The 24,612-nt window shown below is 72.9% G+C and carries 24 protein-coding genes and 1 pseudogene; 19 read left to right on the top strand and 6 right to left on the bottom strand.

Annotation, left to right across the window (positions count from 1 at the left end; genetic code table 11):
- The first annotated feature begins 60 nt into the window (after window positions 1–60).
- The 8 genes from HEQ75_RS11335 (at window position 61) to HEQ75_RS11300 (ending at window position 5,814) form a co-directional block, all read left to right on the top strand.
- Window positions 61–1,587, top strand: a complete 1,527-nt coding sequence (locus HEQ75_RS11335; protein WP_168030458.1) for a folate/biopterin family MFS transporter — start codon at window positions 61–63, stop codon at window positions 1,585–1,587.
- A 62-nt stretch (window positions 1,588–1,649) separates the two neighbouring features.
- On the top strand, window positions 1,650–2,801 hold the full coding sequence (locus HEQ75_RS11330) for a DUF3734 domain-containing protein (protein WP_168030455.1): 1,152 nt from the start codon (window positions 1,650–1,652) through the stop codon (window positions 2,799–2,801).
- Window positions 2,802–2,804: 3 nt separating this feature from the next.
- Window positions 2,805–3,014: a hypothetical protein gene (locus HEQ75_RS11325; protein ID WP_168030452.1), complete on the top strand. Its 210-nt coding sequence runs from the start codon at window positions 2,805–2,807 to the stop codon at window positions 3,012–3,014.
- The gene (locus HEQ75_RS11320) at window positions 3,011–3,151 is read left to right on the top strand and encodes a hypothetical protein (protein WP_168030450.1); all 141 of its coding nucleotides are present in this window, start codon (window positions 3,011–3,013) and stop codon (window positions 3,149–3,151) included. The genes HEQ75_RS11325 and HEQ75_RS11320 overlap by 4 nt, the downstream gene beginning before the upstream one ends.
- Window positions 3,148–4,188: a Rieske 2Fe-2S domain-containing protein gene (locus tag HEQ75_RS11315; RefSeq protein ID WP_168030448.1), complete on the top strand. Its 1,041-nt coding sequence runs from the start codon at window positions 3,148–3,150 to the stop codon at window positions 4,186–4,188. Before HEQ75_RS11320 ends, HEQ75_RS11315 begins: the two co-directional genes overlap by 4 nt.
- A complete protein-coding gene (locus HEQ75_RS11310; RefSeq protein WP_168030438.1) occupies window positions 4,185–4,919 on the top strand; it encodes a hypothetical protein in 735 nt (244 codons plus the stop codon). Before HEQ75_RS11315 ends, HEQ75_RS11310 begins: the two co-directional genes overlap by 4 nt.
- Window positions 4,916–5,119: a hypothetical protein gene (locus HEQ75_RS11305; protein WP_168030435.1), complete on the top strand. Its 204-nt coding sequence runs from the start codon at window positions 4,916–4,918 to the stop codon at window positions 5,117–5,119. The genes HEQ75_RS11310 and HEQ75_RS11305 overlap by 4 nt, the downstream gene beginning before the upstream one ends.
- Window positions 5,116–5,814 (top strand): SDR family NAD(P)-dependent oxidoreductase, encoded by a 699-nt coding sequence (locus HEQ75_RS11300; protein WP_168030433.1) that lies wholly within the window; start codon window positions 5,116–5,118, stop codon window positions 5,812–5,814. Before HEQ75_RS11305 ends, HEQ75_RS11300 begins: the two co-directional genes overlap by 4 nt.
- Window positions 5,815–5,826: 12 nt before the next feature.
- Here the strand turns inward: HEQ75_RS11300 and HEQ75_RS11295 are convergent, their stop codons facing one another.
- Complete coding sequence (locus tag HEQ75_RS11295) at window positions 5,827–6,729, bottom strand: LysR substrate-binding domain-containing protein (protein WP_168030431.1); 903 nt, start codon at window positions 6,727–6,729, stop codon at window positions 5,827–5,829.
- Between the two features lie 100 nt (window positions 6,730–6,829).
- Here HEQ75_RS11295 and HEQ75_RS11290 point away from each other — a divergent pair, with 100 nt between their 5' ends.
- The 6 genes from HEQ75_RS11290 to HEQ75_RS11265 all read left to right on the top strand — a co-directional run bounded on the left by HEQ75_RS11290 (window position 6,830) and on the right by HEQ75_RS11265 (window position 15,792).
- On the top strand, window positions 6,830–8,473 hold the full coding sequence (locus HEQ75_RS11290; RefSeq protein WP_168030429.1) for a hydantoinase B/oxoprolinase family protein: 1,644 nt from the start codon (window positions 6,830–6,832) through the stop codon (window positions 8,471–8,473).
- Window positions 8,470–10,572 carry a hydantoinase/oxoprolinase family protein gene (locus HEQ75_RS11285; protein ID WP_168030427.1) on the top strand — a complete coding sequence of 701 codons (2,103 nt, stop codon included), beginning with the start codon at window positions 8,470–8,472 and terminating at the stop codon, window positions 10,570–10,572. The genes HEQ75_RS11290 and HEQ75_RS11285 overlap by 4 nt, the downstream gene beginning before the upstream one ends.
- A gap of 154 nt (window positions 10,573–10,726) precedes the next feature.
- Window positions 10,727–11,701, top strand: coding sequence for a Bug family tripartite tricarboxylate transporter substrate binding protein (locus tag HEQ75_RS11280; protein WP_168030425.1), 975 nt, complete (start codon window positions 10,727–10,729; stop codon window positions 11,699–11,701).
- A 74-nt stretch (window positions 11,702–11,775) separates the two neighbouring features.
- Complete coding sequence (locus tag HEQ75_RS11275; RefSeq protein ID WP_168030423.1) at window positions 11,776–12,777, top strand: Bug family tripartite tricarboxylate transporter substrate binding protein; 1,002 nt, start codon at window positions 11,776–11,778, stop codon at window positions 12,775–12,777.
- A 9-nt stretch (window positions 12,778–12,786) separates the two neighbouring features.
- A complete protein-coding gene (locus HEQ75_RS11270; RefSeq protein WP_168030421.1) occupies window positions 12,787–13,992 on the top strand; it encodes a pyridoxal phosphate-dependent aminotransferase in 1,206 nt (401 codons plus the stop codon).
- Between the two features lie 270 nt (window positions 13,993–14,262).
- Complete coding sequence (locus tag HEQ75_RS11265; RefSeq protein ID WP_168030419.1) at window positions 14,263–15,792, top strand: sensor domain-containing diguanylate cyclase; 1,530 nt, start codon at window positions 14,263–14,265, stop codon at window positions 15,790–15,792.
- Between the two features lie 124 nt (window positions 15,793–15,916).
- On the opposite strand, the gene HEQ75_RS28770 is transcribed toward HEQ75_RS11265, so the two are convergent.
- The gene (locus HEQ75_RS28770; RefSeq protein ID WP_168030410.1) at window positions 15,917–16,357 is read right to left on the bottom strand and encodes a zinc-ribbon domain-containing protein; all 441 of its coding nucleotides are present in this window, start codon (window positions 16,355–16,357) and stop codon (window positions 15,917–15,919) included.
- Window positions 16,358–16,560: 203 nt separating this feature from the next.
- On the opposite strand from HEQ75_RS28770, the pseudogene HEQ75_RS11255 reads away from it, so the two are divergent.
- The 4 genes and pseudogenes from HEQ75_RS11255 to HEQ75_RS11240 all read left to right on the top strand — a co-directional run.
- A pseudogene (locus HEQ75_RS11255) lies at window positions 16,561–17,229 on the top strand (cell division ATP-binding protein FtsE); the annotation flags it as partial.
- A 247-nt stretch (window positions 17,230–17,476) separates the two neighbouring features.
- The gene (locus tag HEQ75_RS11250) at window positions 17,477–18,343 is read left to right on the top strand and encodes a cell division protein FtsX (protein WP_168030405.1); all 867 of its coding nucleotides are present in this window, start codon (window positions 17,477–17,479) and stop codon (window positions 18,341–18,343) included.
- A gap of 13 nt (window positions 18,344–18,356) precedes the next feature.
- Window positions 18,357–18,977, top strand: a complete 621-nt coding sequence (locus HEQ75_RS11245; protein ID WP_168030403.1) for a YdcF family protein — start codon at window positions 18,357–18,359, stop codon at window positions 18,975–18,977.
- Window positions 18,974–19,714 (top strand): lysophospholipid acyltransferase family protein, encoded by a 741-nt coding sequence (locus tag HEQ75_RS11240; RefSeq protein ID WP_168030401.1) that lies wholly within the window; start codon window positions 18,974–18,976, stop codon window positions 19,712–19,714. Before HEQ75_RS11245 ends, HEQ75_RS11240 begins: the two co-directional genes overlap by 4 nt.
- Before the next feature lie 231 nt (window positions 19,715–19,945).
- On the opposite strand, the gene HEQ75_RS11235 is transcribed toward HEQ75_RS11240, so the two are convergent.
- On the bottom strand, window positions 19,946–20,533 hold the full coding sequence (locus tag HEQ75_RS11235) for a gamma-glutamylcyclotransferase (RefSeq protein ID WP_328733603.1): 588 nt from the start codon (window positions 20,531–20,533) through the stop codon (window positions 19,946–19,948).
- 40 nt (window positions 20,534–20,573) lie between these two features.
- Here HEQ75_RS11235 and HEQ75_RS11230 point away from each other — a divergent pair, with 40 nt between their 5' ends.
- Window positions 20,574–21,644 (top strand): DUF2125 domain-containing protein, encoded by a 1,071-nt coding sequence (locus HEQ75_RS11230; protein ID WP_235961502.1) that lies wholly within the window; start codon window positions 20,574–20,576, stop codon window positions 21,642–21,644.
- Between the two features lie 440 nt (window positions 21,645–22,084).
- Here HEQ75_RS11230 and HEQ75_RS11225 read toward each other — a convergent pair whose 3' ends face one another.
- Genes HEQ75_RS11225 through HEQ75_RS11215 form a run of 3 tightly spaced genes read right to left on the bottom strand, consistent with a single transcriptional unit; the run spans window position 22,085 to window position 24,554 of the window.
- Entirely contained in the window at window positions 22,085–23,566 is a 1,482-nt protein-coding gene (locus HEQ75_RS11225) for a carboxypeptidase M32 (protein WP_168030395.1), read from the bottom strand.
- On the bottom strand, window positions 23,563–24,237 hold the full coding sequence (locus HEQ75_RS11220) for an SURF1 family protein (protein ID WP_168030393.1): 675 nt from the start codon (window positions 24,235–24,237) through the stop codon (window positions 23,563–23,565). Before HEQ75_RS11220 ends, HEQ75_RS11225 begins: the two co-directional genes overlap by 4 nt.
- A complete protein-coding gene (locus tag HEQ75_RS11215; RefSeq protein WP_328733599.1) occupies window positions 24,234–24,554 on the bottom strand; it encodes a DUF983 domain-containing protein in 321 nt (106 codons plus the stop codon). Before HEQ75_RS11215 ends, HEQ75_RS11220 begins: the two co-directional genes overlap by 4 nt.
- Window positions 24,555–24,612 lie beyond the last annotated feature (58 nt).

The following is a 24,612-nucleotide window of genomic DNA, read 5'->3' as shown; positions in this document are numbered from 1 at the left end:
TTGCACCCGCTGGATCGCCGGCCGACACTGGCCGGCCCGCTACGGGCAGGGGAGACACGGATGATCGAGGCGACGGAGGCACCACGGCGCGGGCTGCTGGCACCGCTCGGCCGGCTGAACCGCCGCACCGCGCCGCCGCTGCTGATCTACCTGGTGGCCGGCGCCGCCGGCTTCCCTGCCATCGCGGAGACCTTCTGGGTGCGCAACAGCCTCGGCCTGTCGCCGCAGGATTTGCTGGCGCTGGCCGCCTGGCTCACGGTGCCCTGGACGCTGAAGATGGTGATCGGGCACATGGTCGACACGGTGCCGATCCTCGGCTCCCGCCGTCGCGCCTATGTGCTGCTGGGCGCCGCCCTGCAGGTGGCCGCCAACCTGGCGCTGGCCGCCGCCGCGGCAGGGATGACGGCGCCCGTGCCGGCCGAGACCGCCTATGTCGCCGCCTCGCTCGCCGCCGTCATCGGCCTGGTGGTGCAGGACAGTGTCGCGGATGCCATGACGACGGAGGTGGTGGACCGCACCGAGCCGGATGGCACGCCGCGGCCGACCGGGGTGGTGCAGGCCGAACTCGGCGATGTGCAGGTGCTCGGCCGCGTCGCGCTGATGGGCGGCGCCTTCGCCGTGGCCGGGGCCGGCGGCTGGCTGGCGGCGATCTGGCCGGCGCAGGTGATCTTCCTGCTCGCCGCCCTGCTGCCCCTGCCCGCCCTCCTCGCCGCCTTCCTGCTGGAGGAAGGCCGGGCGGCGGAGCCTGCGGACGGGCCGGACCCGCGGGTGCTGTGGGGCGGCCTCGCCTTCGGCCTGGCGATGACCGCGATCGGCCTCACCCGCCCGCCCTTCGCCGAGGAAATCGGCTTCCTGCTGACCCTCGCCGTGCTGCTGGCGCTGCTGCGGGTGACAGTGGCGGCGGTGCCGGCGGAAACCCGCCGTGCCATGGCTGCCGCGGCGCTGATCATCTTCGCCTTCCGCGCCGCGCCGCTGCCCGGGCCGGCCCTGCAATGGTGGCAGATCGACGTGCTGGGCTATGGCCAGGGCTTCTTCGGCACGCTGGGGCAACTCGGCACCGGGCTCGCCATCGCCGGCGCGCTGCTGCTGGGCGGGCGGATCGTGCGCTGGCCGCTCGGCTCGGTGTTCATCTGGCTGACGGTGCTGAACGCCGCCTTCATGCTGCCCAGCATCGGCATGCTGTTCGGCCTGCATGAATGGACCGCGGCGCATCTCGGCTTCGGCGCCCATGCCATCGGGCTGGTGGACACCGCCTTCTCCGCCCCCCTGGCGCAGCTCGCCATGATCCCGATGCTGACGCTGATCGCCCTGCACGCGCCGGAGGGCCGGCGCGCCACCTGGTTCGCGCTCATGGCCTCCCTGATGAACCTGGCGCTGCAGGCCGGTGCCATCGTCTCCCGCGCCCTGAATGCGGTATTCGTGGTGGAGCGGGGCGACTATGCGGCCTTGCCGGCGCTGGTCATTGCGGTGACGCTGGTGGGGCTGGCGGGGCCGCTGCTGGTCATCGCCGCCTTCCGCCAGCGGCTGGACCGGCCGGGGGATGTCACCACCTCTTCACGCGCCGGCGCGGCCTCGGCGGGGCATTGAAGCCTTGCCGTAACCAGCGCTTCGGCCAGCACGAAGCCAGGACAGGAACCCAGGAACAGCCGATGCCCGCACCGCCACGCCCGGACAGCTACGACAAGACGGTGGCGCTCGTGCTGCAGGGGGGCGGCGCGCTCGGCAGCTACCAGGCCGGGGTGTATGAGGCGCTGGCCCAATCGGACTACCTGCCGGACTGGGTCGCCGGCATCTCCATCGGCGCGATCAACGCCGCGATCATCGCCGGCAACCCGCCGGAGCAGCGGGTGGATCGGCTGCGGCGGTTCTGGGACGGGATCACCGCGCCGCCGCCGCTGTTTCCCGCCTGGATCGGCGCCTGGGTGGCGGAGGGGCCGCGCCGCCAGCTGGGCGCGGCCAGCGCCCTGCTGTTCGGCCAGGCCGGCTTCTTCGCGCCATTGCGGCCGGAAAGCTGGCTGCTCGGCCAGACCCCGGTCAGCTACTACGACACCGCCGCGCTGAAGGGCACGCTGGAGGCGCTGGTGGATTTCGACCTGCTGAACAGCCGCCACGCGCCGCGGCTTTCGGTCGGCGCCGTCAATGTCCGCAGCGGCAACTTCGCCTATTTCGACAGCGCCGCGATCCCGCTGCGGCCGGAGCACATCATGGCCAGCGGCGCCCTGCCGCCGGGCTTCCCGGCCATCGAGATCGATGGCGAGCATTACTGGGATGGCGGCCTGGTCTCCAACACCCCGCTGCAATACGTGCTGACCAAGATCCCGCGCCGGTCACGCCTGACCTTCCAGGTGGATGTCTTCCACGCCAGCGGCCCGCTGCCCACCAACCTGTCCGAGGTGACGGAGCGGGAGAAGGACATCCGCTATTCCAGCCGCACCCGCGCCGCGACAGGCATCATGCGTGAGACGCATGATGTACGGCACAATATAAACACTCTGTGGGACAAACTGCCGCAGGAGCTGCGAGACACGCCGGAAGGCCGGTTCCTCTACAATTACGGGTGCGTCACCACCATGGACATCGCGCAGTTGATCTACCGCCCGGCGGAGGAACAGGGCAGCGCCAAGGATTACGAGTTCAGCCGCGGCACCATGTTGCAGCGCTGGGCGCAGGGCCGTGCGGATGCGGAGGCGACGCTGGCGGCCTCCCCCTGGCTGGCCGCGATGCCGCCCGAGCTCGGCGCCCGCACCTTCGACGTGGCCGGCGACCTGCAGCGCGCCCGGGAAGCGGCGGGCGAGGGCTGAAGGATGTCCACCGCCACCGCCACCCTGCTGGTGGAAGCCGCGACGCTCTATGCCGCCATCGGCGTCGGCGTCGGCCTGGCCTTTCTGCTGTTCGGCCTGGAGCGGTTCAGCCCCGCCGCCGCCGGCTCCTACGCCCACCGGGCGCTGCTGCTGCCGGGGCTGGCGCTGCTCTGGCCGCTGGTCGCCTGGCGCTGGCTGAGAGACGGCCGATGAGGCTGGCGCACCAGCAGGCGCATCGGCGCATCTGGATCGCCATGGCGCTGCTGCTGCCGCTGATCCTCGGCGGCGCGCTGACGCTGCGCCTGGCCGCCCCGCCGGAGGAGGCGCCGCGGCGCCTGGCGCCCCCATGAGCGCGCGGCAGGTGCCGGTCGCCTGGTCGCCGGCGAAATGGGCCTATGACGCGGTGCTGCTGGCCGGGGTCTTCGGCTATCTGCTGGCCTTCATGCAGCTTGGACCGCTGCTGCAGGACCCGGCGCGGCCCTATGACGGCGCCAGCCTGGCGATCGCGGCCCATGGCTCCTGCGCCTTCCTGCTGCTGACGCTGGCGCTGGCCATCGGCCCGCTGGCGCGGCTGGATGCCCGCTTCCTGCCGCTGCTCTACAACCGGCGGCACCTCGGCGTGGTGACCTTCCTGGTGGCGCTGACCCATGCGATGGAGGTGCTGGGCTGGCATTTCGCCTATTCGGCCACGCCGCCGCTGGTGGCGATGCTGAGCACGGAGCCGGCGCTCGGCGCGGCACCGGGCCTGCCCTTCGTGCCGCTCGGCGTGCTGGCGCTGCTGATCCTGTTTGCCCTGGCCGCCACCAGCCATGATTTCTGGCTGGAGTTCCTGACGCCGCCGGTCTGGAAGGCGCTGCACCTGGCGATCTATCCGGCTTATGCGCTGGTGGTGGCGCATGTCGCCTTCGGCTCCCTGCAATCCGCCGCCAATCCGGCCCTGGCGCTGCTGGTGACGGGCTGCGCCGCGCTGCTGGTGGTGCTGCACCTGGCCGCCGCCTTCCGCCCCGCGCCGGCCGAGGCCGCGCCGCATGCCGAAGCCCCCTGGGTGCTCGCCGGCCCGGCCGATGCCATCGCGGAGGGCCGCGCCGTGATCGTGCAGCCGCCGGGCGGCGAGAAGGTGGCGATCTTCCGCCACCAGGGCCGGCTTTCCGCGGTGACCAATCTCTGCGCCCACCAGAACGGGCCGCTGGGCGAGGGGCGCGTGGTCGATGGCTGCATCACCTGCCCCTGGCACGGCTTCCAGTACCGGCTGGAGGATGGCTGCGCGCCGCCGCCCTATACGGAAAAGCTGGCCACCTACCGGCTGCGGCTGCAGGAAGGCCAGGTGCTGCTGGACCCCCGCCCCAACCCGCCCGGCACCCGCGTGGAACCGCTGGTGCTGCCATGAGCGGCGACTTCTTCATCGGCTGGGCCGCCACCCCGCCGCGCGCCCTGCGCGGCGTTCTGCTGGGCGCCGGGCTGGCGGTGGGCCTCGGCCTGCCGGCCGCCGGCCTGCTGCTGGGCGCCACGGCGCAGGACCCGGCGCCGCCCGGCTACGCCACCGTCCCGGGCCGTCCCGGCCTGCCGGACCTGCCCTCCGAGGAAGCGCTGCGCGGCGTGATCCTGGACGGTCCCTCGCCGCTGCTGCAATTGCCCGGCGGGCGCACGCTGATCCTGGCCGATGACGGCAAGTATGGCCCGACGCTGGACCGGGACGCGCTGCGCGGCCGGATGGTGGCGGCGGAAGGCTTCGTGCTGCGCCGTGGCAGCATCGAGATGCTGGTGCTGCGCCAGCCGCCCACCCCGCTCGATGACGTCGCCACGGTCCCGCCGCCGGAGCCGCTCGGCCGCTGGCGCATCACCGGGGAAATCTGCGACGGCAAATGCGCCGGCGGCGCCATGCAGCCCGGCATCGGCATCGGCCACCGCGCCTGCGCCACGCTGTGCCTGGATGGCGGCATCCCGGCGGTCTTCGTCGCCACGGCACCGGTCGCCGGCCACGCCTTCCTGGTGCTGGGCGATGCCACGGGCGGCCCCGCCCTGCCGGCGATGCGCGACCTGATCGGCCGCCGGGTGACGCTGGAAGGCGCCGTGCTGCGCCAGGGCAACACGCTGGTCTTCCACGCGGCGATGCCATGAACCTCGCCACAAGCTGGCGCAGCGCCGCCCTCGCCGCCCTGCTGCTCGGCCTGGCCTGGCTGCTGTGGGAAGCCGCGGGTTGGCTGGTGGAGCGCTTCGGCCTGCCGGTCGCCGCGCTGTTGCAGCAATCCGTTTTGTTCGTCCTGGGCCTCGGCCTGCTCGACACCCTCGCCATGCGTATCCTCGGGAGACATTCATGAAGGTCGCACTCGTGACCGGCGCCGCCGGCAATCTCGGCCGTGCCACCGCCGCGGCCCTGGCCTCGCGCGGCTTCCGGATCGCCGCGCTGGACCGCCTGGCGGCGCCGCTGGAACAGGTGGTGGCCGGACTTCCGGCGCCGGAGGCGCATCTGGTCCTGGACGGGGTGGACCTGATGGACGCCGCCGCCTGCGCCGCCGCGGTGGCGCGGGTGACCAGCCATTTCGGCCGGCTCGACGGCGTGGCCCACACCGTCGGCGGCTTCACCAACGCGCCGATCGAGGAGGCCGGGCCGGCGATGTGGGAGCAGATGTTCCGCCTGAACCTGCTGACGACCGTGAACATCTTCGCCGCCGCCATCGCCGCCATGCGCCCGGCCGGGGCCGGCAGCCTGGTGGCCATCGGCGCCATGGCGGCGCTGCGCTCGCCCGGCACGCTCGGCGCCTATTCGGCCTCGAAATCCGGCGTGCTGCGCCTGGTGGAAAGCCATGCGGAGGAGTTGAAGCCTACCGGCCTGCGCGTGAACGCCGTGCTGCCCGGCACCATGGACACGCCGCAGAACCGCGCCGCCATGCCGGATGCCGACCCCGCCCTGTGGGTGCAGCCGGCACAGCTGGCGGAGGCCATCGCCTTCCTGCTGTCGGACGCCGCCAGCGGCATCACCGGCGCGCTGCTGCCCGTCACCGGGCGGGGTTGACCAGCCCGGCGCTCACCGGGCGGGGCTGAACGGCACGGCGCAGTCCAGCAGGGCGCGCGCCAGGGCGGAGGGTGCCTCGCGTGGCGTCGCCAGCCAGATGCTGGTGGTGGCGCGGGGATCGTCCAGCGGGCGGTGCACCACATCCGCCACCTGGATCTGCGCCAGGGATTCCGGCACCACGGCGATGCCGAGCCCGGCCGCGACTAGGCCGATCAGAGTCGAATTCTCCCGCGCCGTCTGGGTGATCTCCGGCGCGAAGCCGGCGGCGTGGCACAGGGCGGCGAGCTGGGCGTGCAGCGTGGTGCCGACCGACCGCGCGAAGAAGATCAGCTTCTGCCCACGCAGCGCCGCCACCGGCAACGGCCCGGCCTCCGCTGCCAGCGGATGGTCGCGGCGCAGCATCGCCACCAGCCTCTCCCGCAGCAGTTCCACCGCCGCGACCTCCGGCGGGATGGTCTCGGCGGAGGGGCAGCGCAGAAAGCCGGCATCCAGCGCGCCGCGCCGCAGCGCATCCACCTGTTCCAGCGTCGGGCTTTCGCTCAGCGCCAGGTGCACATCCGGCAGCCGGGCGCGGAAGGCCAGCACGGCTCGGGTGAAGGCCGGCAGCAGCGGGGCGGAGGCGAACAGGCCGATGCGCAGCTCGCCGATCTCCCCCCGCCCGGCGCGCCGCGCCACCAGCTCCGCCCGCGCCGCGGCGGCCAGGGTGGCGCGGGCCTCGGCCAGGAACATCCGCCCCGCCTCGGTCAGCGCCACCCGCCGCGTGCCACGTTCCAGCAGGGGCGTCGCCAGCTCTGCCTCCAGCGCGCGGATCTGCTGCGACAGCGGCGGCTGCGCCATGCCCAACCGGCGCGCCGCGCGGGTGAAGTGCAGCTCCTCCGCCAGCGCCACGAAGTAGCGCAGATGGCGCAGATCCATATGCACGGCCTATCAATACAGACGTGTTTGATATTGGACGCGTTGTTTCACCCTGGCTAGCGTTCCTGTCACGCCGTTGTCGCGATGCAGGAGCCACGCCTTGGAAGCCTTCGATCCGATCACGCTGGAAGTCTACTGGAGCCGCCTGATCTCCATCGCCGATGAGGCGGCAACCGGCCTGCTGCGCACCGCCTTTTCCACCATCGTCCGCGAATCCAACGACTTCGCGACGGTGCTGATGGACCGCAACGGCGATTCCATCTCGGAGAACACCGGCGGCATCGCCTCCTTCTCCTGCATCCTGCCGAAGACGACGAAGACCTTCCTGCAGCGCTTCCCGATCGAGACCTGGCAGCCCGGCGACTGCGTCATCACCAACGACCCCTTCCTGGCGACCGGCCACCTGCCGGACTTCACGGCGGTCAGCCCGATCTTCCATGGCGGCAGGATCGTCGGCTTCGCCGGCTCCATCGCGCATTCGCCGGATGTCGGCGGCGCGCTGTGGTCCGCCGATTGCCGGGAATTGTTCGAGGAAGGCATCCGCATCCCGCCTGCCCGCCTGTTCCGTGCCGGGCAGCGCAACGAGGATCTGGTGGAGCTTCTCAGCGCCAATGTCCGCATCCCCGGCCCGGTGATGGGCGACCTGGAGGCGCAGGTGGTGGCGAACGAGGTGGCGGTGCGCCGCTGCGCCGAATTCCTGGAGGATACCGGCCTCGATGACCTGCAGGGCCTGTCGGAGGCGCTGCAGGCGCGCGCCGACCAGGCGATGCGCCGCGCCATCGCGGAGGTGCCGGACGGCATCTACCGCGCCACGCTGGAAGCCGACGGCTTCGACGAGCACATCACCCATATCGCCTGCGCCGTCACCGTGGCCGGGGAGACGATGCATATCGACTTCGCCGGCACCTCCCCGCAGATCGACCGCGGCATCAACTGCGTGCTGAACTACACCCATGCCTATTCGGTCTATCCCGTGAAATGCGCGCTGGACCCCTTCACGCCGCGCAACGAGGGCAGCTACCAGGCCATCACCGTCGCGGCGCCGGAGGGTTCCATCCTCAACCCGCGCTTCCCGGCGCCGTGCAGCGCGCGGCAGCTGACGGGGCATCTGCTGGCCGGCGTGATCTACAAGGCGCTGGCGGATGTGCTGCCGGACAAAGTGCTGGCGGAATGCGGCGGCGCGCCCACCATGCGAGCGCTGTTCAGCGGCCTTGACCGCAACGGCGACCGCTTCTCCCAGGTGCTTTTTGCGAGTGGCGGCATGGGCGCCAGCCCGCACCGGGACGGGCTGCCGACCACGGCCTTCCCGACCAATGTCGGCGCCGGCTCCATCGAGGCCTATGAAAGCGTCGCGCCGCTGCTGGTCTGGCGCAAGCAGCTGCGCCCGGATTCCGGCGGCGCCGGGCGGTTCCGTGGCGGGCTGGGGCAGGAGGCCGAGATCGAGGTGCGCACGCCCGCCGCCGTGCGCCTTTCCCTGCTGTCGGACCGGCGCGACCACCCGGCGCAGGGCTTGCTCGGCGGCGGGCCCGGCGCGCCGGCGGTGATCGCGATCGATGACGGCACCCGGCCGCATCCGAAATCCCGCACCAGCGTGGAGACGGGGCGGCGCGTGACTTTGCTCTATCCCGGCGGCGGCGGCTTCGGCGATCCGAGGCGGCGCGACCCCGAAGCCGTGCGCGCGGATATCCGCGACGGCTACATCACCGAAGAGGCGGCCATGCGTGACTACGGGGTGAAGGCATGAGCGGGACCGCGCGCATCGGTGTCGACGTCGGCGGCACCTTCACCGACTTCGTCCTGCACGACCCCGTCCGCAAGCTGGTCGCCACCGGCAAGCGCCTGACCACGCCGGACGACCCCAGCGAGGCGATCATCGCCGGCGTGCTGCGGCTGCTGGAGGAAACCGGGCTGGCGGCGGCCGATCTGCACAGCATCGTCCACGGCACCACGCTGGTGACCAACACCATCATCGAGCGCACCGGCGCCACCGTCGGCCTGCTGACCACCGCCGGCTTCCGCGACGTCATCGAGATCGGGCGTGAAACGCGCTACGACCTCTACGACCTGTACCTGGAAGCGCCGCCCACCCTGGTGCCGCGCCACCGCCGCCTGGAGATCCCCGAGCGCATCGACGTCCACGGCGCCACGCTGCTGCCGCTGGATGAGGACGCCGTGCGCACGGCCGTCACGCGGCTGGTGACGGAGGAAAAGATCGAGGCGCTGGCGATCGCCTTCCTGCACGCCTACCACGCCGACCGGCACGAAGTGCGGGCGGGCGCCATCGTGGCGGAGCTGTATCCCGCCCTGCCCGTCTCCCTCTCCTCCCGCGTCGCGCCGGAGATCCGGGAGTTCGAGCGCACCAGCACCGCCTGCGCCAACGCCTATGTCCAGCCGCTGATGCGCCGCTACCTGGACAAGCTTGAAGCGGACCTCGCCGCGCTGGGCTTCGCCGGGCGGCTGCATGTGATGCTCTCGGGCGGCGGCATCGCGGCGGTGCGGGATGCCAAGGAATTCCCCATCCGGCTGATCGAATCCGGCCCCGCCGCCGGCGCCATGGCGGCCTCCTTCCTCGCCCGCCTGACCGGCGAGGATCATGTCGTCTCCTTCGACATGGGCGGCACCACGGCGAAGATGTGCCTGGTGGAGAATGCGGCGCCCGACCGCAAGTTCGACTTCGAGGCCGGCCGCGTCCGCCGCTTCCAGAAGGGCTCCGGCCTGCCGCTGAAGGTGACGGTGGTGGACATGATCGAGATCGGCGCCGGCGGCGGCTCCATCGCCCGCGTCGATGCCGCCTCCGGCCTCATGAAGGTCGGCCCGCGCAGCGCCGGGGCGAAGCCGGGGCCGATCTGCTACGGCCGCGGCGGCACGGAACCCACCGTGACCGATGGCGACCTGGTGCTAGGCCGGCTGGACCCGACATACTTCCTCGGCGGCGAGATGGCGCTGGACCCCGGCGCCGTGCAACGCGCCATCGAGACCGGCATCGCCCGCCGGCTGGACGTGCCGCACGACACCGCCGCGCTGGGCATCCGCCGCATCGTGGACGAGACGATGGCGGCGGCCACGCGCATGCATCTGGCGGAGAAGGGCCGCGACCCGCGCCGCTACACGCTGATCGCCTTCGGCGGCGCCGGCCCCGTCCATGCCTATGACCTGGCGCGGCTGCTGAAGATGAAGCGCATGCTGGTGCCGCTTGGCGCCGGCGTCGCCTCCGCGCTCGGCTTCCTGGTGGCGCCGCCGGCCACCGATCTGGTGCGCAGCCATGTCGGCCGGCTGGAGCGGCTGGACTGGGCGCATGTGAACGGCCTGCTGGCGCAGATGGCGGAGGAGGGCCGGGCCCTGCTGCTGGAAGCCGGCGCCGAGCCGGACAGCATCACCACCCAGCCCGCCGCGGACATGCGCCATGTCGGCCAGGGCTTCGAGATTCCCGTGAAGCTGCCCTCCATGACGCTGACCGCGGCCGAGCTGCCGGGAATCCGGGAGAACTTCTTCGCCAGCTACCGCGAACGCTTCGGCCGGGCGCTGACCGACCTGCCGATCGAGGCCCTGTCCTGGCGCGTCGCCTGCCTGGCGCCGGGCCGCGACATCCAGCTGGCGGAGGTCGCCAACACCGCGACCGAAAGCTTCACCGAGGCCGCGAAGGCCGCCCGCGGGGTGCGGGAGGTGCTGTTCGAGGGCGCCGGCTGGCTGCCCTGCCAGGTCTATGACCGCTACGCCCTCGCGCCCGGTGCCCGCTTCGAGGGCCCGGCGCTGGTGGAGGAACGCGAATCGACCTGCGTCATCGGGCCGGGCGCGAAGGTCTCCGTCGATGGGTTCCGCAATCTGGTGGTCGAGCTACCCTGACCACCCGCAGGACTGCAACGCCATGCCGGCAGAAGCGTGGCGAACAGGGGGATGCGCCGATGACCCGCCGCGGCACGCCGCGGGGGGCACCGGGACCGCATCGATTCACGCCGCGCCGTCCCACCCGGGGCGGCGCCACAAATGGAGATGACCCATGCATGAGGTGACACGTCGTTCCCTGATCGCCGCCGGCCTTTCGGCCCCCCTGCTGCGCCCCGCCGCGGCGCAGGAGGTGTTCCCCAGCCGCCCGGTCACGCTGGTGATCCCCTGGGCGGCCGGCGGCTCCACCGATGTGATGGGGCGCGTCATCGCCCAGGCCATGTCGGCCGATCTCGGCCAGCCCGTGGTGGTGGAAAACCGCGGCGGCGCCTCCGGCACCATCGGCCACAACCACGTCGCCCGGGCGCGGCCGGACGGCTACACCTTCCTGCTCGGCACCAACAGCACCTTCGCCATCGCGCCGCACCTGCTGGCCAACATCCCCTATGACAACCGCGCCGCCTTCACCGGAATCAGCCTGGTGGCGCGCAGCGCGCAGGGGCTGTGCATCCACCCCTCCATCCCGGCCAACACGGTGCAGGAATTCATCGCCTATGCGAAGGCGAAGCCGGGCGAGGTGACCTTCTCCTCCGCCGGCATCGGCGCCAGCAGCCACCTGGCGACGGAGCTGTTCCAGGCCAAGGCCGGCATCCGCCTGCTGCATGTGCCCTATCGCGGCGGCGGGCCTTCCGTGCAGGGCCTGCTGGCCGGCGAGGTGGCGATGTCCTTCGTCGACCTGGTCACCTGCCTGCCCTTCCGCGCCAGCGGGCAGCTCAAGGTGCTGGGCGTCGGCACGGCGCAGCGCTCCGCCTTCGCGCCGGACCTGCCGGCGCTGGCCGAAGCCGGCGTGCCGGGCTTCGCCTCCTCCACCGATGTCATCATGCTGCTGCCGGCCGGCACCCCGGCGCCGATCGTCACCCGCATGACCGCGTCGCTGCAGAAGGCGCTGCGCGACCCGGCGACGAAGGAAAGGCTGAACACCATGGCGGTGGAGATCATCGGCAGCAGCGCCGCCGAGCTCGACACCTACTGGACCGCGGAGATCGCCAAATGGGGCGAGATCATCCGCAGCCAGAACATCAAGACCTGAGGCGCCTCGGTCAGGCCCTTTGCCCGGATGCGGGCGAAGGGCCTGCCGGCGAATTCCCCGAGGAGGATACCGTGATGCTGACCCGTCGCCTGAGCCTGGCCGCCCTGATGGCGGCGCCCTTCGGTTCCGCCTTCGCGCAAGGCACGGCCCAGGGCCCGGCCTGGCCGGACCGCGTGGTCAGCTTCACCATCCCCTTCCCCGCCGGCGGGTCGGCCGACCTGTTGGCGCGGCTGGTGGCGGACCGCATGGCGCCGCTGCTTGGCGCCGGTGCGCGCATGGTGGTGGAAAACCGCGCCGGCGCCGGCGGCACCATCGGCAGCGACCATGTGAAGCGCCAGCCGGCGGATGGCCACGCCATCCTGCTCGGCACGCCTTCCACCCATGGCACGGTGCCGGCGCTGCAACCGGACACCACGCCCTATGACCCGATCGCGGATTTCACCGCCATCGCCATTCTCGGCCGGGCACCCATCGCGCTCGCCGTGCCGGCGAATTCGCCGCATCGCGACCCGCAATCGCTGATCGCCTGGCTGCGCGCCAATCCGGGCAAGGGGAGCTGGGGCAGTTCCGGCTCCGGCAGTGTCGGGCATTTGGCCGGGGAGCTGATGGCGCTGTCCGCCGGCGGCGTGCAGGCCGAACACATTCCCTATCGCGGCGGCGCCCCGCTGGTGGAAGCGCTGACCAAGGCGGAGGTCCAGTATGGCTGGGAACCGCTGGGCTCGCTCGCCGCCGGGGCGCGGGACGGGCTGTTCCGCCTCATCGGCATGGGCTCCCCCACCCGGCACCCGCTGTTTCCGGAGGTGGCCACGATGCAGCAGGCCGGGCTGGCGGGCTTCGAGGCCTCCACCTGGAATGTCATGCTCGGCCCGAAGGGCATGCCGCCGGCCATCGTCGCGCGGCTGAACGCGGCGGCGAGCCAGGTGCTGGCGATGCCGGACGTGAAGGCCCGCCTGGCCACGGCCGGCATCGACGCCGTCAGCGACAGCACGCCCGCCTCCACCGCCGCCTTCGTTGCCGGCGAGTTCGCGAAATTCAAGGACATCGTCGCCCGCGCCCGACTGAACCTGGCGCGCTGAGGACCCAGCATGCGTGACGTCATCGCGGACCGCCTGAACCGCATCTCGCCTTCCCAGACCACGGCCATGCGCCAGCGCGCCCAGGCGCTGAAGGCGGAGGGGCGCGACGTGCTGGCGATTTCCTCCGGCGAGCCGGATTTCGACACGCCGCAGCACATCAAGGACGCGGCCATCGCCGCCATCCAGGCCAACCAGACCCGCTACACCGATATCGCCGGCACCCGGGCCCTGCGGGAAGCCGTGGCCCGCAAATTCAAGCGGGACAACGGACTGGACTACACGGCGGAGGAGATCCTGGTCGGCACCGGCGGCAAGCAGGTGATCTACGATGCGATGATCGCCACCATCAATCCGGGCGACGAGGTCATCATCCCCACCCCCTGCTGGGTGTCCTACCCCGACATCGTCGGCCTGGCGGATGGCAGGCCCGTGCTGCTGCCCTGCGGCCCCAACCAGGGTTTTCGGCTGATGCCGGAACAGCTGGAAGCCGCGATCACGCCGCGGACAAAGTGGCTGATCGTCAACACGCCATCCAACCCCACCGGCGCGACCTACTCGGCGGAGCAGTTGCGCGGCCTGTGCGACGTGCTGCTGCGGCATCCGCAGGTGCATGTGCTGACCGACGACATCTACGAGAAGCTGATCTTCGACGGCCGCGCCTTCGCCACCTTCGCCCAGGTGGAGCCCGCCCTGCGCGACCGCACGGTGACGATGAACGGCTGTTCCAAGGCCTATGCCATGACCGGCTGGCGCATCGGCTTCGGCGGCGCGCCGCGGCACATCATCAAGGCGATGGACAAGCTGCAGGGTCAGTCCACTTCCAACACCTGTTCCATCGCCCAGGCCGCCGCCATCGCCGCGCTGGATGGGCCGCAGGAAGCGACGGAGGCGATGCGCCAGGCCTATCAGCGCCGCCGCGACAGGGTGGTGGCCGCCCTGGCGGCGACGCCGGGCCTGCGCTGCCACACGCCGGAAGGCGCCTTCTACGCCTTCCCGGACATGACCGCCTGCCTCGGCCGCACCACCGCCGGCGGCGCCCGAATCGGCGATGACGCGGACTTCGTCCTCGCCCTGCTGTCGGAAGCCGGGGTCGCCACGGTGCATGGCGGCGCCTTCATGTTCCCCGGGCATTTCCGCATCAGCTTCGCCGCCTCCGACTCGATGCTGGAGGAAGCCTGCCGCCGCATTCGCGGCTTCTGCGAAGGCTTGCGCTGAGCCGGGCGGCGGCACGGATTCGGGCCCGCGCCGCCGCCATCGCAGCCGCGGGTAACGACAGCGCAACAGCGGGACAACCTATTGTTGCTGTGCGGCAGGGCCGGTGGCACTATGTTTTCGGTTGCCGCATCGGTGTCACCCCCAATGCAGCGGCGACCCATGCAGTTGACGAGTCCGATGCCAGACCTGCGCGCGCCCCTGCACCATCCGGAAACTGGCGGGGGCAGGCTGGGCAAGCGGCCCAGGCCAGCGGGCCAGGGCGGGCTTGCGATGCACGCCGTCACCCAGGCCGGCGTGCCCATGCTGCTGGCGCTGAACCTGCTGGTGGCCCTGGCCTATGCCGGGCTCGGCGCTGCGGTCGGCCGCTTCTTCGCCCCCTACGGCCTGTTCCCGGCCCCGATCTGGCTGCCCGCCGGCATCGCCACCGTGGCCTGCATGCTGGGCGGCATCCGCCTGGTGCCGGGACTGTTCCTCGGCTCGCTGGCGGTCAATCACGGCATGATGGGCGCGGCGCTGGACACGGCGGCGCTGATCTCCGTCAGCAATGCGCTGGGCCCGCTGGCGGGCGCCTGGCTGACCCGCGCCATGCGCCCCCCCACGGGGCTGTTCACCCGGCTGCAGGGCGTCTTCGGCTTCGTCGCCGGCAGCGTGGTGCTGCATGCGCTGCTGACCGGCTGCGGCGGCGCCGCGGCCCTGGTGCTGCTGGGCGGCGTGCCGCCGGGGGCGGCCTATCCCATCGCCACGCAATGGATGCTGACGGATGCCGGCGGCGTGTTCTTCTTCGCCCCCGCCCTGATGCTGTGGCTGGGCACGGAGCGCACGCCGCCCGTGCCGGGCCACTGCGCCGGCCGGCTGGACATGCTGGTGATGGCGGCCAGCGCCGCGCTTGCCGGGCTGGTCTTCGCCCTGCCCCCGGCCCAGGCGGTGCTGGTACAACCGGAGGCGGTGTTCCTGCTGACCATCCCGGTCACCTGGGTGACGCTGCGCATCTCGCTGCGCGCCGCCTACACGCTGCTGACGCTGATCAGCGTCGTCGCCACCGTCGGCACGCTGGCCGGCCACGGCCCCTTCCAGCCCGAGCTGGTGGACAACCCGTTGCGCATGGTCGGCATGATGGTGGTGCTGATGGCCAGCAACGCGCTGGCGCTGATGGCCCTGCTGAGCGAGCGGCGGGAGGCGGAGGCGCTGCTGGCCGAGGGCAATGCCCGGCTGCTGCGCGAGGTCGCCGCCCGCACCGCGGAGCTGCGCCTGCGGGCGGAGACGGACGACCTGACCGGCGTCGGCAATCGTGGCCATTTTCTGCGGCGGCTGGAAGAAGCCTTTGCCGAGGCACGGCGCTGCGACACCCCGCTGGCGGTGCTGGTGCTGGACCTCGACCATTTCCGGCCGCTGAACGACATGCGCGGCCATGCCGCCGGCGATGCGGCGCTGCGCAGCGTGGCGCGGCTCTGCACCGCGCAGCTGGAAGGCTGGGACGGCAGCTTCGGCCGCCTGGGCGGCGAGGTCTTCGCCGCCGCCCTGCCAGGCGCCGGGGCCTCGGAAGGCGCTTCCCTGGCGGAGGGCATCCGTGCCGCCATCGCCCGCCACAGCTTCCTGTTCGAGGGTGATGAGGTGCCGGCACGCATGACGGCGAGCCTGGGCGTCACCGGCATCCTGCCCGGCGACGTCTCGGCGGAGGATATGCTGCGGCGCGCCGATGCCGCGGTGTTCCTGGCCAAGGCCAAGGGCCGCAACCGGGTGGAGGTGCGCATGGTGAGCGAGGTGCCGAAGGAAATGCGCGCCAGCAACCTGTCGCGCTGAAGCGGCCCGTTGCCGCCCGGGCGTCAGAGCATGCGAAAGAACCGGCCTTGAGCCCGGCTGCCGGTCGATGTCGTGGGGATTGTTCCGGAGGCCTTGGCGCTTTCGGGCACCGATTGACGAACGCTCACGCCAGGCCAAGCGCCGCGAAGACCCGTTCCGCCGGCGGCCAGGCCTGCATGATCTCCGCCCGGAACACAAAGGCGGCATAGGCGCCGCCACCGAGCGCCAACACGGTCAGCAGCCAGCCGGCCAGGGCGAAGCGATCGCCCCCGGGGCTGGCCGGCGCATTGCCCAGCCGGGCCTCCGGCGCCACCTGCGGCGGTGGCGGCGGCACGGCGCCGCGGGGCGGCGGCTCCGGCGGGGCCTGCCGCGGCGGCTCGGGCATGGCGATGGATTCGGCGGCCGGCGGCGGCCCCGCCGGCGCTGGGGCCGGCAGTGGCGCGGGTGGCAGGGCGGCCTGGAATTTGTGCCCGCAGCGCGCGCAGCGCAGCAGGCGCGGGCCAGTGGCCAGCGCACTGTCCGGCACCTCATAGGCCGCCGCGCAGCTTGGGCAGGAAATTCGCATGCGTCCCAGTTTTGCGATGCCGCGAGCCGCGCGTCCAGCCACCAAAGCCGGCGCGCCCGCGGGATCGTTCGGCACCGCACCCGGCAGGATCATTTGGCACCGCACCCGGCAGGATCATTTGGCGCCGCGCCCGGCAGGATCATTTGGCGCCGCGCCCGGCAGGATCATTTGGCGCCGCGCCCGGCGCGTGGCAGACATCACCCATGGTTCGCTTCGAGGCGGTCGGCCTCCGCTACCCCGGCGGCGGCCCCCATACCGGTTCCTGGGGAAGGGAGGCGCTGGTCGACGTGACCTTCGCCCTGCCGCAGGGCTCCTTCACCTGGCTGCTGGGTCATTCCGGCGCCGGCAAATCCTCCGTGCTCCGCCTGATGCACCTCGCCCTGCGCCCGACCCGTGGCGAGGTGGAGGTGCTGGGCCTGCGCACCGCCCGGGCGAAGCGCGCCTCCCTCGCTCCCGTGCGGCGGCGGATCGGCGTGGTGTTCCAGGATTTCCGCCTGCTGCCCTACCTTTCCGCCTTCGACAATGTCGCCCTGCCGCTGCGCCTCGCCGGCCAACCGGAGGCCTCGCTGCGCGCCGATGTGCAGGAGATGCTGCGCTGGGTCGGCCTGGCGGCACGGGCGGAGGCGCTGCCGCCGGAGCTTTCGGGCGGCGAGCAGCAGCGAATCGCCATCGCCCGCGCCGTGGTGCACCGGCCTGCCCTGCTGGTGGCGGACGAACCCACCGGGAATCTGGACAACCACCAGGCCCGCCGCCTGCTGGCCCTGCTGCGGGAGATGAACCGCCTGGGCACCACCGTGGTGGTCGCCACCCATGACGAGGATCTGGTGGCGCGCTTCCCCGCCCCGTCGCTGTTGCTGCAGGATGGAAGGCTGCACGACCTGGACGGCGCCCGCGGCATCGACGCCGCCGAGGCACCGGCCTGGCCGGGACCCCAGGCACCGCCGCCGACCTCCGAGCCCGACGGCGCAGCCGCCTTGGATACCGGCAGCGCAGCCGTCTCAAGTTCCGGCAGCGCCGCCGGTCCGGATGCCGGCGGCGCGGGCGACTCGGCCAGGGGCTGGACCGAGCCGCCGCCGCGCCCCATCGGCCGACCGGAGCGCCGGCTGAGGGATCCCTGGGATGGCTAGGCGCCGCCGCTATTCACGCGACCCGCTCGGCCTGCGCCGCGCCCTGTCCGGCCTGCTGCTGCCGGGGCTGGTCTGCGCCATGGCGCTGCTGGCGGCGCTGGCCCTGGCCGGCGCGCAGGGCGCCGCGGCCTTGGCCGAACGCTGGCAGCGCGGCGCCGCCGCGGCGGTGACCGTGCAGGTGCCAGACGCCGAGGCTGGCCGCCTGCAACGCGCGCTGGAATCGCTGCGCGCCATGCCGGAGGTGGCGGAAGCCCAGGCGATGCCGGAAGACCGGCTGAACGCCCTGCTGCGCCCCTGGCTGGGCGATGCGCCCGCCATCACCGTGCCCGGCGTGATCGAACTGCGCCTGCACGACGCCCGCACCGACCCGGTGCTGATCGGCGACCGTCTGGCGCGGGACGTGCCGGGGGCGCTGGTGGAGGCGCATGGCCTCTGGGTGCAGCGGCTTGCGGCGCTGGCGCGCAGCCTGCAGGCCATGGCGCTGGGCGTGCTGGTGCTGGTGGCCGCCGTCGCCGCGGCGGTGGTGGCGGTGGCCACGCGCGCCGGCCTCGCGGCGCGCCGGGACGCGATCGAGGTCCTGCACGGCCTCGGCGCGCGGGACGGCTACATCGCCGGCCGCTTTGCCCGGCGACTGGGCCTGCTCGCCGCCTCCGGCGCGCTGGTCGGCACCGCCGCCGCGGTTCCGGCACTGGCCCTGCTGGCCGACCTCGCCGGCCCCTGGGTGGGATCCGAGGGCCGCCTTGCCAGCCTCGCCGGCCTGCCCTGGCCCGGGCTGCTCGCCCTGCCGCCGGTGGCCTTCCTGGTCGGCTGGGGGACGGCGCAATCCACCGTGCGGCGCTGGCTGCGACAATTGCCGTGAAGCGTCCGGTGCCGTGAAGCGTCTTGTCTCCGCGGGGGTGGCCCTGGCGCTGTTGGCCCTGCTCGCGCTCGGCTGGGGCTTCGTGCAGTTCCTGGCGGTCGCCGAGGCGCCACCGGCGGAGACCGGCCTGCGCACCGATGCGATCGTCGTGCTGACCGGCGGGCGGGACCGGGTGGAGACGGCCCTGGGGCTGCTCGATTCCAGGCTGGCGCCGCGGCTGCTGGTCTCCGGCGCGCATGCGGAGTTGACGCTGGCGGAATTGGCCCGCGCCCATGGGCGCGACCCGGCGGCGCTGGCCGGGCGGGTGACGCTGGGCCGCGCGGCGGCGACGACGCTGGGCAATGCGGCGGAGGTCGCGGCCTGGACGCAGGCCGGGCCGGTGCGGTCGATCCGCCTGGTCACGGCCGGATACCACATGCCGCGCGCCCTGCTGGAGCTGCGCCGCGCCGCGCCGGGGCTGGCAGTGGTGCCGCACCCGGTCATGCCCTCCCTGCTGCGGGAGGCGCCGGGGCGCGGCCGCGGCTTGCCTGGGCTGCGCCGATGGACCCTGCTGTCCGGCGAGTATCTGAAGTATGTGGCGGCAGCGGCCGGGCTGACGCGCTTCCTGCCGGCGAAGGAGTCGGCACGGCGATGATCTGGTTGCGGTCCCTGGTGTTCAACCTGCTGTTCTTCGGCATCACCATCATCTTCGCCTTCCTCACCCTGCCGACGCTGCTGATGCCGCGCTGGGGGGCGATGTTCGTGACCCGAAGCTGGGCGCGGATGGTGATCTGGTCGCTGCGCCATGTCGTCGGCGTGCGGGTGGAGGTGCGCGGGCTGGAACACCTGCCGCCCGGCGGCGTGGTCCTGGCGGCGAAGCACCAATCGGCCTTCGACACCATCATCTGGCTCAGCCTGCTGCCGGACCCGACCTATGTGATGAAGCAGGAGTTGATGCGCATCCCGCTGTATGGCTGGCACGCCCGCAAGGCGGGGATGATCCCGGTGGACCGGTCCGGCGGCGGCGCGGCGCTGCGCGGCATGGTGCGCCTGGCCGTCAAGGCGGCGGCGGAGGGCCGGCAGGTGGTGATCTTCCCGGAGGGCACCCGCACCGCGGTGGGCCAGCGCGTCCCCTACCAGCCCGGCGTGGTGGCCCTGGCCGCCGGCACCGGCGCCCCGGTGCTGCCGGTGGCCACCGACAGCGGCCGGGTCTGGGGCCGCCGACACTTCCTGAAGCGCCCCGGCACCATCCGCATCGCCATCCTGCCGGCCCTGCCGCCCGGCCTGAACCGGGCGCGGATGCTGGCCGCGCTGGAATCCCGCATCGAGGCCGAGACCGACCGGCTGATGGCGGAGCCGCAACATGGCACTGTGGATAAGTCTGTGGACTGAAGCTGGACCAGCCGCGGAGGAGGGGTCGCCAAGCTGCTGTTCCGCGCCTCTTTTTATGTGGAAGTGCTTGAAGTAACGTGAATCACGCTCCGTGGCATTCGACGTAAACCATTGAAAATAATCATGATTATTTCGGGCCTTGACGCTGGCCCGCAGATGCGGGGGGTGGCCGCCGAAGCCGGCAGAACCCGGCCGCGCCAGCCCGGCCGCCCCGGCGCGGCAGTGGATTAATTATACCGGAGCGGCCGGCGGCAGCAGGGCGGCGATGCGCGCCAGCCCGGCATCGCGCACCCCCATCGCCGCGAGATGGCCCAGCGTGTTCAACAGGTAGTCGCGATTCGCCCCCATCTGGCCGACACCGCGGGCGATGGCACCGGCCATGGCTTCCGGCCCCAGATCGCGCACATAAAGGCGGCAGAGCCGGTTCGCCACATAGGTCACCGCCATCACCGGCGCCGCCCCTGGCGCATCCAGCAGCCGCACCGGCAGCAGCCGGCGGTGGTAGACCACCTCCGCCCCATCCGGCAGTTCGCGGTCGTCCAGATACTGCAGCACCGCCGCGGCCGCCCCGCCCGGCACGCGGAAGGCCACCCCGCGGCAGGCGCCGCCGCGGTCCAGCCCCAGCACCAGGCCCGGCGCTTCCGGCGTGCCGCGATAGCGATGCGACCACAGGCAGAAGCGCCGGTGGAAGCCACGCAGCAGGGCCGGGTGCCGGCTGGCATGGGCAAAGCCCGGCCGCCAGATCAGGGAGCCATAGCCGAACACCCAGAGATCGCCCTGGTGCAACGGGATGGCGGGGGAGGAAGCGGGTGTCTGCACGGTACCGATGCTTCGGGCTATACAGGCCGGCAGAATGGAAATGAAGCTCCCCCCCCGCCGTCGCCGCGGCCTCGCCCCGCGCCTCGCGCTCGGCCTGCTGCTGCTCCTGGCGGCACTCGGCGCCGGCCATGCGGTGCTGTGGCGCTTCATGGCGGCGCAGCTCGAAGCCGGGCTGGAGACCTGGGTGCAGATCCGCCGGGCCCAGGGCTGGCGGGTGGAGCATGCCCCGCCGGTGCGCGGCGGCTGGCCGCTTTCCGCCACGCTGAGCCTGGCGAGGCTGCGGCTGGAAGGCGGCCGCGCCACCCTGCCCGGCGGGCTGGTCTTCGAGTCGGAACGCGTGGTGCTGCGCGTCAGCCTGCCGCGGCTGAACCGGCTGCGGGTGGAGATGCCGGGCGCGCAGCGGCTGCGGCTGGGCGGTGCGGAATGGCGCTTCGCCGCGGATGAGCTGGTGGCGCTGGTGCCGCTGGAGCCCGACACCCCGCCGCGGGAGGCCTTGGTGCTGGCCGAGCGCCTGCGCCTTTCCACCCCCGGTGGGCCGCTGGAGGCCGGGTCGCTCAGCTTTTCCGCCACCGCCTCCGCCACCGCGACGGAGGAGGAGCCGGCGCTGCTGCTGACCCTGGCCGCGGAGGCGATCGACCTGCCTGCCGCGCCGCAGGGCGCCGGCGGCGCCTTCGGCCGGCGCATCGCACAGCTCTCGGCGGAAGCCGCGCTCAGCGGGCCGGTGCCGCCCGGCCGCGTGCCGGCGCAACGGGCGGAGGCCTGGCGCGATGGCGGCGGGTCGCTGGAGCTGCGCAGCCTGCAACTGCGCTGGGGGCCGGCCGAACTGGATGCCGCCGCCACCCTGGCGCTGGACGAGGCCCTGCAGCCGATGGGCGCCGGCACGCTGCGGCTGACCGGCGCGACCGAGACGCTGGAGGCGCTGACCGCCGCGGGCGTGGTCGGCAGGCGCGCTTCCGGCACCGCGCGCATCATGCTGCCGCTGCTGTCCCGCCCGGCCCCTGGCGGCGGGCCGCAGACGCTGGAGGTGCCGGTGACGGTGGAGGACCGAACCCTGTCCCTGGCCCGGCTTCCGGTGATGCGCTTCCCGGCCTGGGAGTGGCCGCGGCCCTGACCGGCGCCCCGGCCCGCATCCCCCTTGCTGCGGGAAGCGGCCAACCCAGGATGCCCATGGCGGGAGGAGGGAGGATGCGATGCGCCGTCGCCACCTGCCGGGCCTTGCCGGAAGCGGCCAGGCCGCCCCCGCCCCGCTGCAACCCCACCCCGCCGCGGCCGCCATCCCGCCCGGCTACCGCGCCACCTGGTTCGGCGCCAGGGCACCCGGCATCACCGGCCGGGTCGGGTCCCGCGACATCACCGCGGCCGGCGACGGCAGTTTCTGGTTCTTCGCGAACCGAGGCGCCAGCTGCCATGCCCCGCCGGCCTGTTCGGCCGGCGCGTCGGCGGCGACACGGAATTCGGCTGGAGCAGGCGGGCGGCAGGGGCCTGCGCCTTGCTGCTGCGCTTCCTGGAGGATCCGGAGGCGGAGGACCGCGCCGCGGTGGCCGGGCTGCCTCAGCCCGCCAGGTAGCGCGCCGCCAGATGCGCGGTGAAATCCGCGGGGTCCAGCTTCTTGCCGGTGGCGTGGACCAGCAGGTCCTGGAACCCCAGCCGCGCGCCCTGGGCGTGCACCTTCTCCCCCAGCCAGCGCATCATCGGTGCCATCTCGCCCCGCGCCAGCTGCGCATCGAGGTCCGGCTCCGCCCGGCGCAGCGCCGCCATCAGCTGGGCGGCGGCCATGGCGCCCAGGGTGTAGCTGGGGAAATAGCCGAAGGCGCCGTCATACCAGTGGATGTCCTGCAGGCAGCCGCGCGCATCGTCCGGCGGGGTGATGCCAAGCGCCCTGGCGAGCCCGGCATTCCAGGCCTCCGGCAGGTCCGCCACCGCCAGGCTGCCTTCGATCATTGCGCGCTCCAGCCGGAAGCGCAGGATGACATGGGCGGGATAGGTCATCTCATCCGCATCGACACGGATGAACCCTCGCTCCACCCGCCGCCACAGCTTGGCCAGGTTCGCCGCCGCATAGGGGGCCGCCTCGCCGCCGAATGCGGCCTGCAGGCGGGTGCCGAGGAACTGCAGGAAGGCGTCGGAGCGGCAGGCCTGCATCTCGACGATCAGCGACTGCGATTCATGCGCCGCCATGCCCGCGGCCTCGCCCACCGGCTGGCGCGCGAAGGCTTCCGGCAGGCCGCGCTCATACAGGGCGTGGCCGGTCTCGTGCAGCACGCCCAGCAGCGCCTTGGCGACATTGGCGGGGTCGTAGAAGGTGGTGATGCGCACATCGGTGGGCGTGCCGCCGCAGAAGGGGTGCAGGCTTTCATCCAGCCGGGCATGGCTGAAATCCAGCCCCACCACCTGCGCCATCGCCCGGCACAGATCGCGCTGCGCCGGCACCGGGAAGGGGCCAGGCAGCGGCATCGGGGCGCCACGGCGGGCCTGGATCGCCTCCGCCCGCGGCAGCGCCTCGGCCAGCCAGACCTCATAGGCCTCGAACACCGGCTCCACATCCGCGGCCGTCACGCCGCGCTGGTAGCCCTCCATTAGCGCATCATAGGGGGCGAGTTGCAGCGCCTCCCCCAGCGCCTGCGCCACCTCCCGCTGCAGGCGCACAACCTCCTCCAGCCTGGGGCGCACCAGGGCGAAGTCGGATTGCGCCTTGGCCTGGCGCCAGACCTTCTCGCAGGCCGAATTGGCGCGTTCCACCGCCTCCACCAGCGCCACCGGCAGGGCGGTGGCGCGCCGATGCGCGGCGCGCATCAGCGCCAGATTCGCCTGCGCCCAGGGCTCGTCCGCCGCCGCCTCCGCCAGGTCCAGCGTGACCTCCGGGGAGACCAGCAATTCATGCCGCAGCCCCGCCAGGGTGGCCAGCTGCTCGCCGCGCGCGGCGCCGCCGCCGGGCGGCATCATGGCGCTGGCGTCCCAGTGCAGGATGCCGGCGGCCTCCCCCAGCGCGCCGATGCGGGCGAAGCGGGCGGCAAGGCGGGCATAGGCGGTCATGCGGGCTCCTTCAGGCGGCGAAGCGCCCAGGCGGCAAAGACACCGAGGAGGGACAGCGCCAGACCATACCAGGTGATGGCGTAGCCGAGATGGCTGTTGGTCGGGCGCGGCAGGCTGCGCGCCGGGTCCGGCAGCCCGCCCGGCGGGCCGAGCACGACCAGCCCGAAGGGCGCCACCCGCGGCAGGCCCAAGGCAGGGCCGATGCGGGATGGGTCGAAGACATAGAAGCGGCGCCCGGCCGTGTCATCCGCCGCGGCGATCCAGCCGGCGGTCTCGCCGGGGCGCACATAGGCCTCCAGCGTCACCGGGCCTTCCGGCCGCGCCACCGCGCCGGCACGTTCCAGCGGCACCCAGCCGCGATCGACCAGCACCGGCGGTCCATCCGCCCGCAGCAGGGGCACCAGCAGATGCGCGCCCAGCACCGGGCCGCGCACCTCCAGCCCCAGCAAAGCCTCCCGCGCATGGTCGAAGCGGCCGGTGGCGAGAACCCGGGTCCAGGAAGCGGGATCGGCACCGAGCGGCCGCGCCGGGCCGGCCTCGGAAGCGGCGATCTCTGCCAGCCAGGCATTCTTCCATTGCAGCCGCTGCACCTGCCAGGTGCCGAGCGCCAGCAGCGCCGCCAGCACGGGCAGCACCACCAGCGCGGGCACCAGCAACCGGCGCAGCCTCATGCCTGCGGGCGATGGCGCCAATGCAGCGCGATCAGCGCCGCCTTGGCGAAGCGCATCGTCAGCACGGCGGCGGGAAGGAGAAGGGTGGGCCACAGCACGGCATGCACCCAGATGGGCGGCTCAAGCCGGAATTCCACCAGGAAGGCGCCGATCATGGTCAGCGCACCGAGCAGGAAGATGCCCAGCACCGCTGGCCCGTCGCCTGAATCCTGCGCCGAGAGATCCAGCCCGCAGGCAGCGCAGCGCGGCACCACGGCCAGAACCCCGTCGAACAGCCGGCCCTGGCCGCAACGCGGGCAGCGGCCGGCCAGGGCCACGCGCCAAAACGGAACGGCCCCGCCCGCCGAGGCGGGCGGGGCCGGATCCTGGACCATC

It is taken from the genome of Falsiroseomonas selenitidurans (assembly GCF_012103215.1).
Classification (GTDB): domain Bacteria; phylum Pseudomonadota; class Alphaproteobacteria; order Acetobacterales; family Acetobacteraceae; genus Falsiroseomonas; species Falsiroseomonas selenitidurans.
Note: the sequence above shows the minus strand (reverse complement) of the source record. Positions and strands in the feature narration are given on the sequence as shown.

Excerpts from the sequence above, each read along its gene's own strand:
- HEQ75_RS11335 (WP_168030458.1), top strand. The coding sequence starts at position 61 with ATGATCGAGGCGACGGAGGCACCACGGCGCGGGCTGCTGGCACCGCTC.
- HEQ75_RS11280 (WP_168030425.1), top strand. The coding sequence starts at position 10,727 with ATGCATGAGGTGACACGTCGTTCCCTGATCGCCGCCGGCCTTTCGGCC.
- HEQ75_RS11285 (WP_168030427.1), top strand. The coding sequence starts at position 8,470 with ATGAGCGGGACCGCGCGCATCGGTGTCGACGTCGGCGGCACCTTCACC.
- HEQ75_RS11270 (WP_168030421.1), top strand. The coding sequence starts at position 12,787 with ATGCGTGACGTCATCGCGGACCGCCTGAACCGCATCTCGCCTTCCCAG.
- HEQ75_RS11265 (WP_168030419.1), top strand. The coding sequence starts at position 14,263 with ATGCACGCCGTCACCCAGGCCGGCGTGCCCATGCTGCTGGCGCTGAAC.
- HEQ75_RS11305 (WP_168030435.1), top strand. The coding sequence starts at position 4,916 with ATGAACCTCGCCACAAGCTGGCGCAGCGCCGCCCTCGCCGCCCTGCTG.
- HEQ75_RS11315 (WP_168030448.1), top strand. The coding sequence starts at position 3,148 with ATGAGCGCGCGGCAGGTGCCGGTCGCCTGGTCGCCGGCGAAATGGGCC.
- HEQ75_RS11310 (WP_168030438.1), top strand. The coding sequence starts at position 4,185 with ATGAGCGGCGACTTCTTCATCGGCTGGGCCGCCACCCCGCCGCGCGCC.
- HEQ75_RS11295 (WP_168030431.1), bottom strand. The coding sequence starts at position 6,729 with ATGGATCTGCGCCATCTGCGCTACTTCGTGGCGCTGGCGGAGGAGCTG.
- HEQ75_RS11330 (WP_168030455.1), top strand. The coding sequence starts at position 1,650 with ATGCCCGCACCGCCACGCCCGGACAGCTACGACAAGACGGTGGCGCTC.
- HEQ75_RS11275 (WP_168030423.1), top strand. The coding sequence starts at position 11,776 with ATGCTGACCCGTCGCCTGAGCCTGGCCGCCCTGATGGCGGCGCCCTTC.
- HEQ75_RS11225 (WP_168030395.1), bottom strand. The coding sequence starts at position 23,566 with ATGACCGCCTATGCCCGCCTTGCCGCCCGCTTCGCCCGCATCGGCGCG.
- HEQ75_RS28770 (WP_168030410.1), bottom strand. The coding sequence starts at position 16,357 with ATGCGAATTTCCTGCCCAAGCTGCGCGGCGGCCTATGAGGTGCCGGAC.
- HEQ75_RS11300 (WP_168030433.1), top strand. The coding sequence starts at position 5,116 with ATGAAGGTCGCACTCGTGACCGGCGCCGCCGGCAATCTCGGCCGTGCC.
- HEQ75_RS11230 (WP_235961502.1), top strand. The coding sequence starts at position 20,574 with ATGAAGCTCCCCCCCCGCCGTCGCCGCGGCCTCGCCCCGCGCCTCGCG.
- HEQ75_RS11325 (WP_168030452.1), top strand. The coding sequence starts at position 2,805 with ATGTCCACCGCCACCGCCACCCTGCTGGTGGAAGCCGCGACGCTCTAT.
- HEQ75_RS11250 (WP_168030405.1), top strand. The coding sequence starts at position 17,477 with ATGGCTAGGCGCCGCCGCTATTCACGCGACCCGCTCGGCCTGCGCCGC.
- HEQ75_RS11220 (WP_168030393.1), bottom strand. The coding sequence starts at position 24,237 with ATGAGGCTGCGCCGGTTGCTGGTGCCCGCGCTGGTGGTGCTGCCCGTG.
- HEQ75_RS11320 (WP_168030450.1), top strand. The coding sequence starts at position 3,011 with ATGAGGCTGGCGCACCAGCAGGCGCATCGGCGCATCTGGATCGCCATG.
- HEQ75_RS11240 (WP_168030401.1), top strand. The coding sequence starts at position 18,974 with ATGATCTGGTTGCGGTCCCTGGTGTTCAACCTGCTGTTCTTCGGCATC.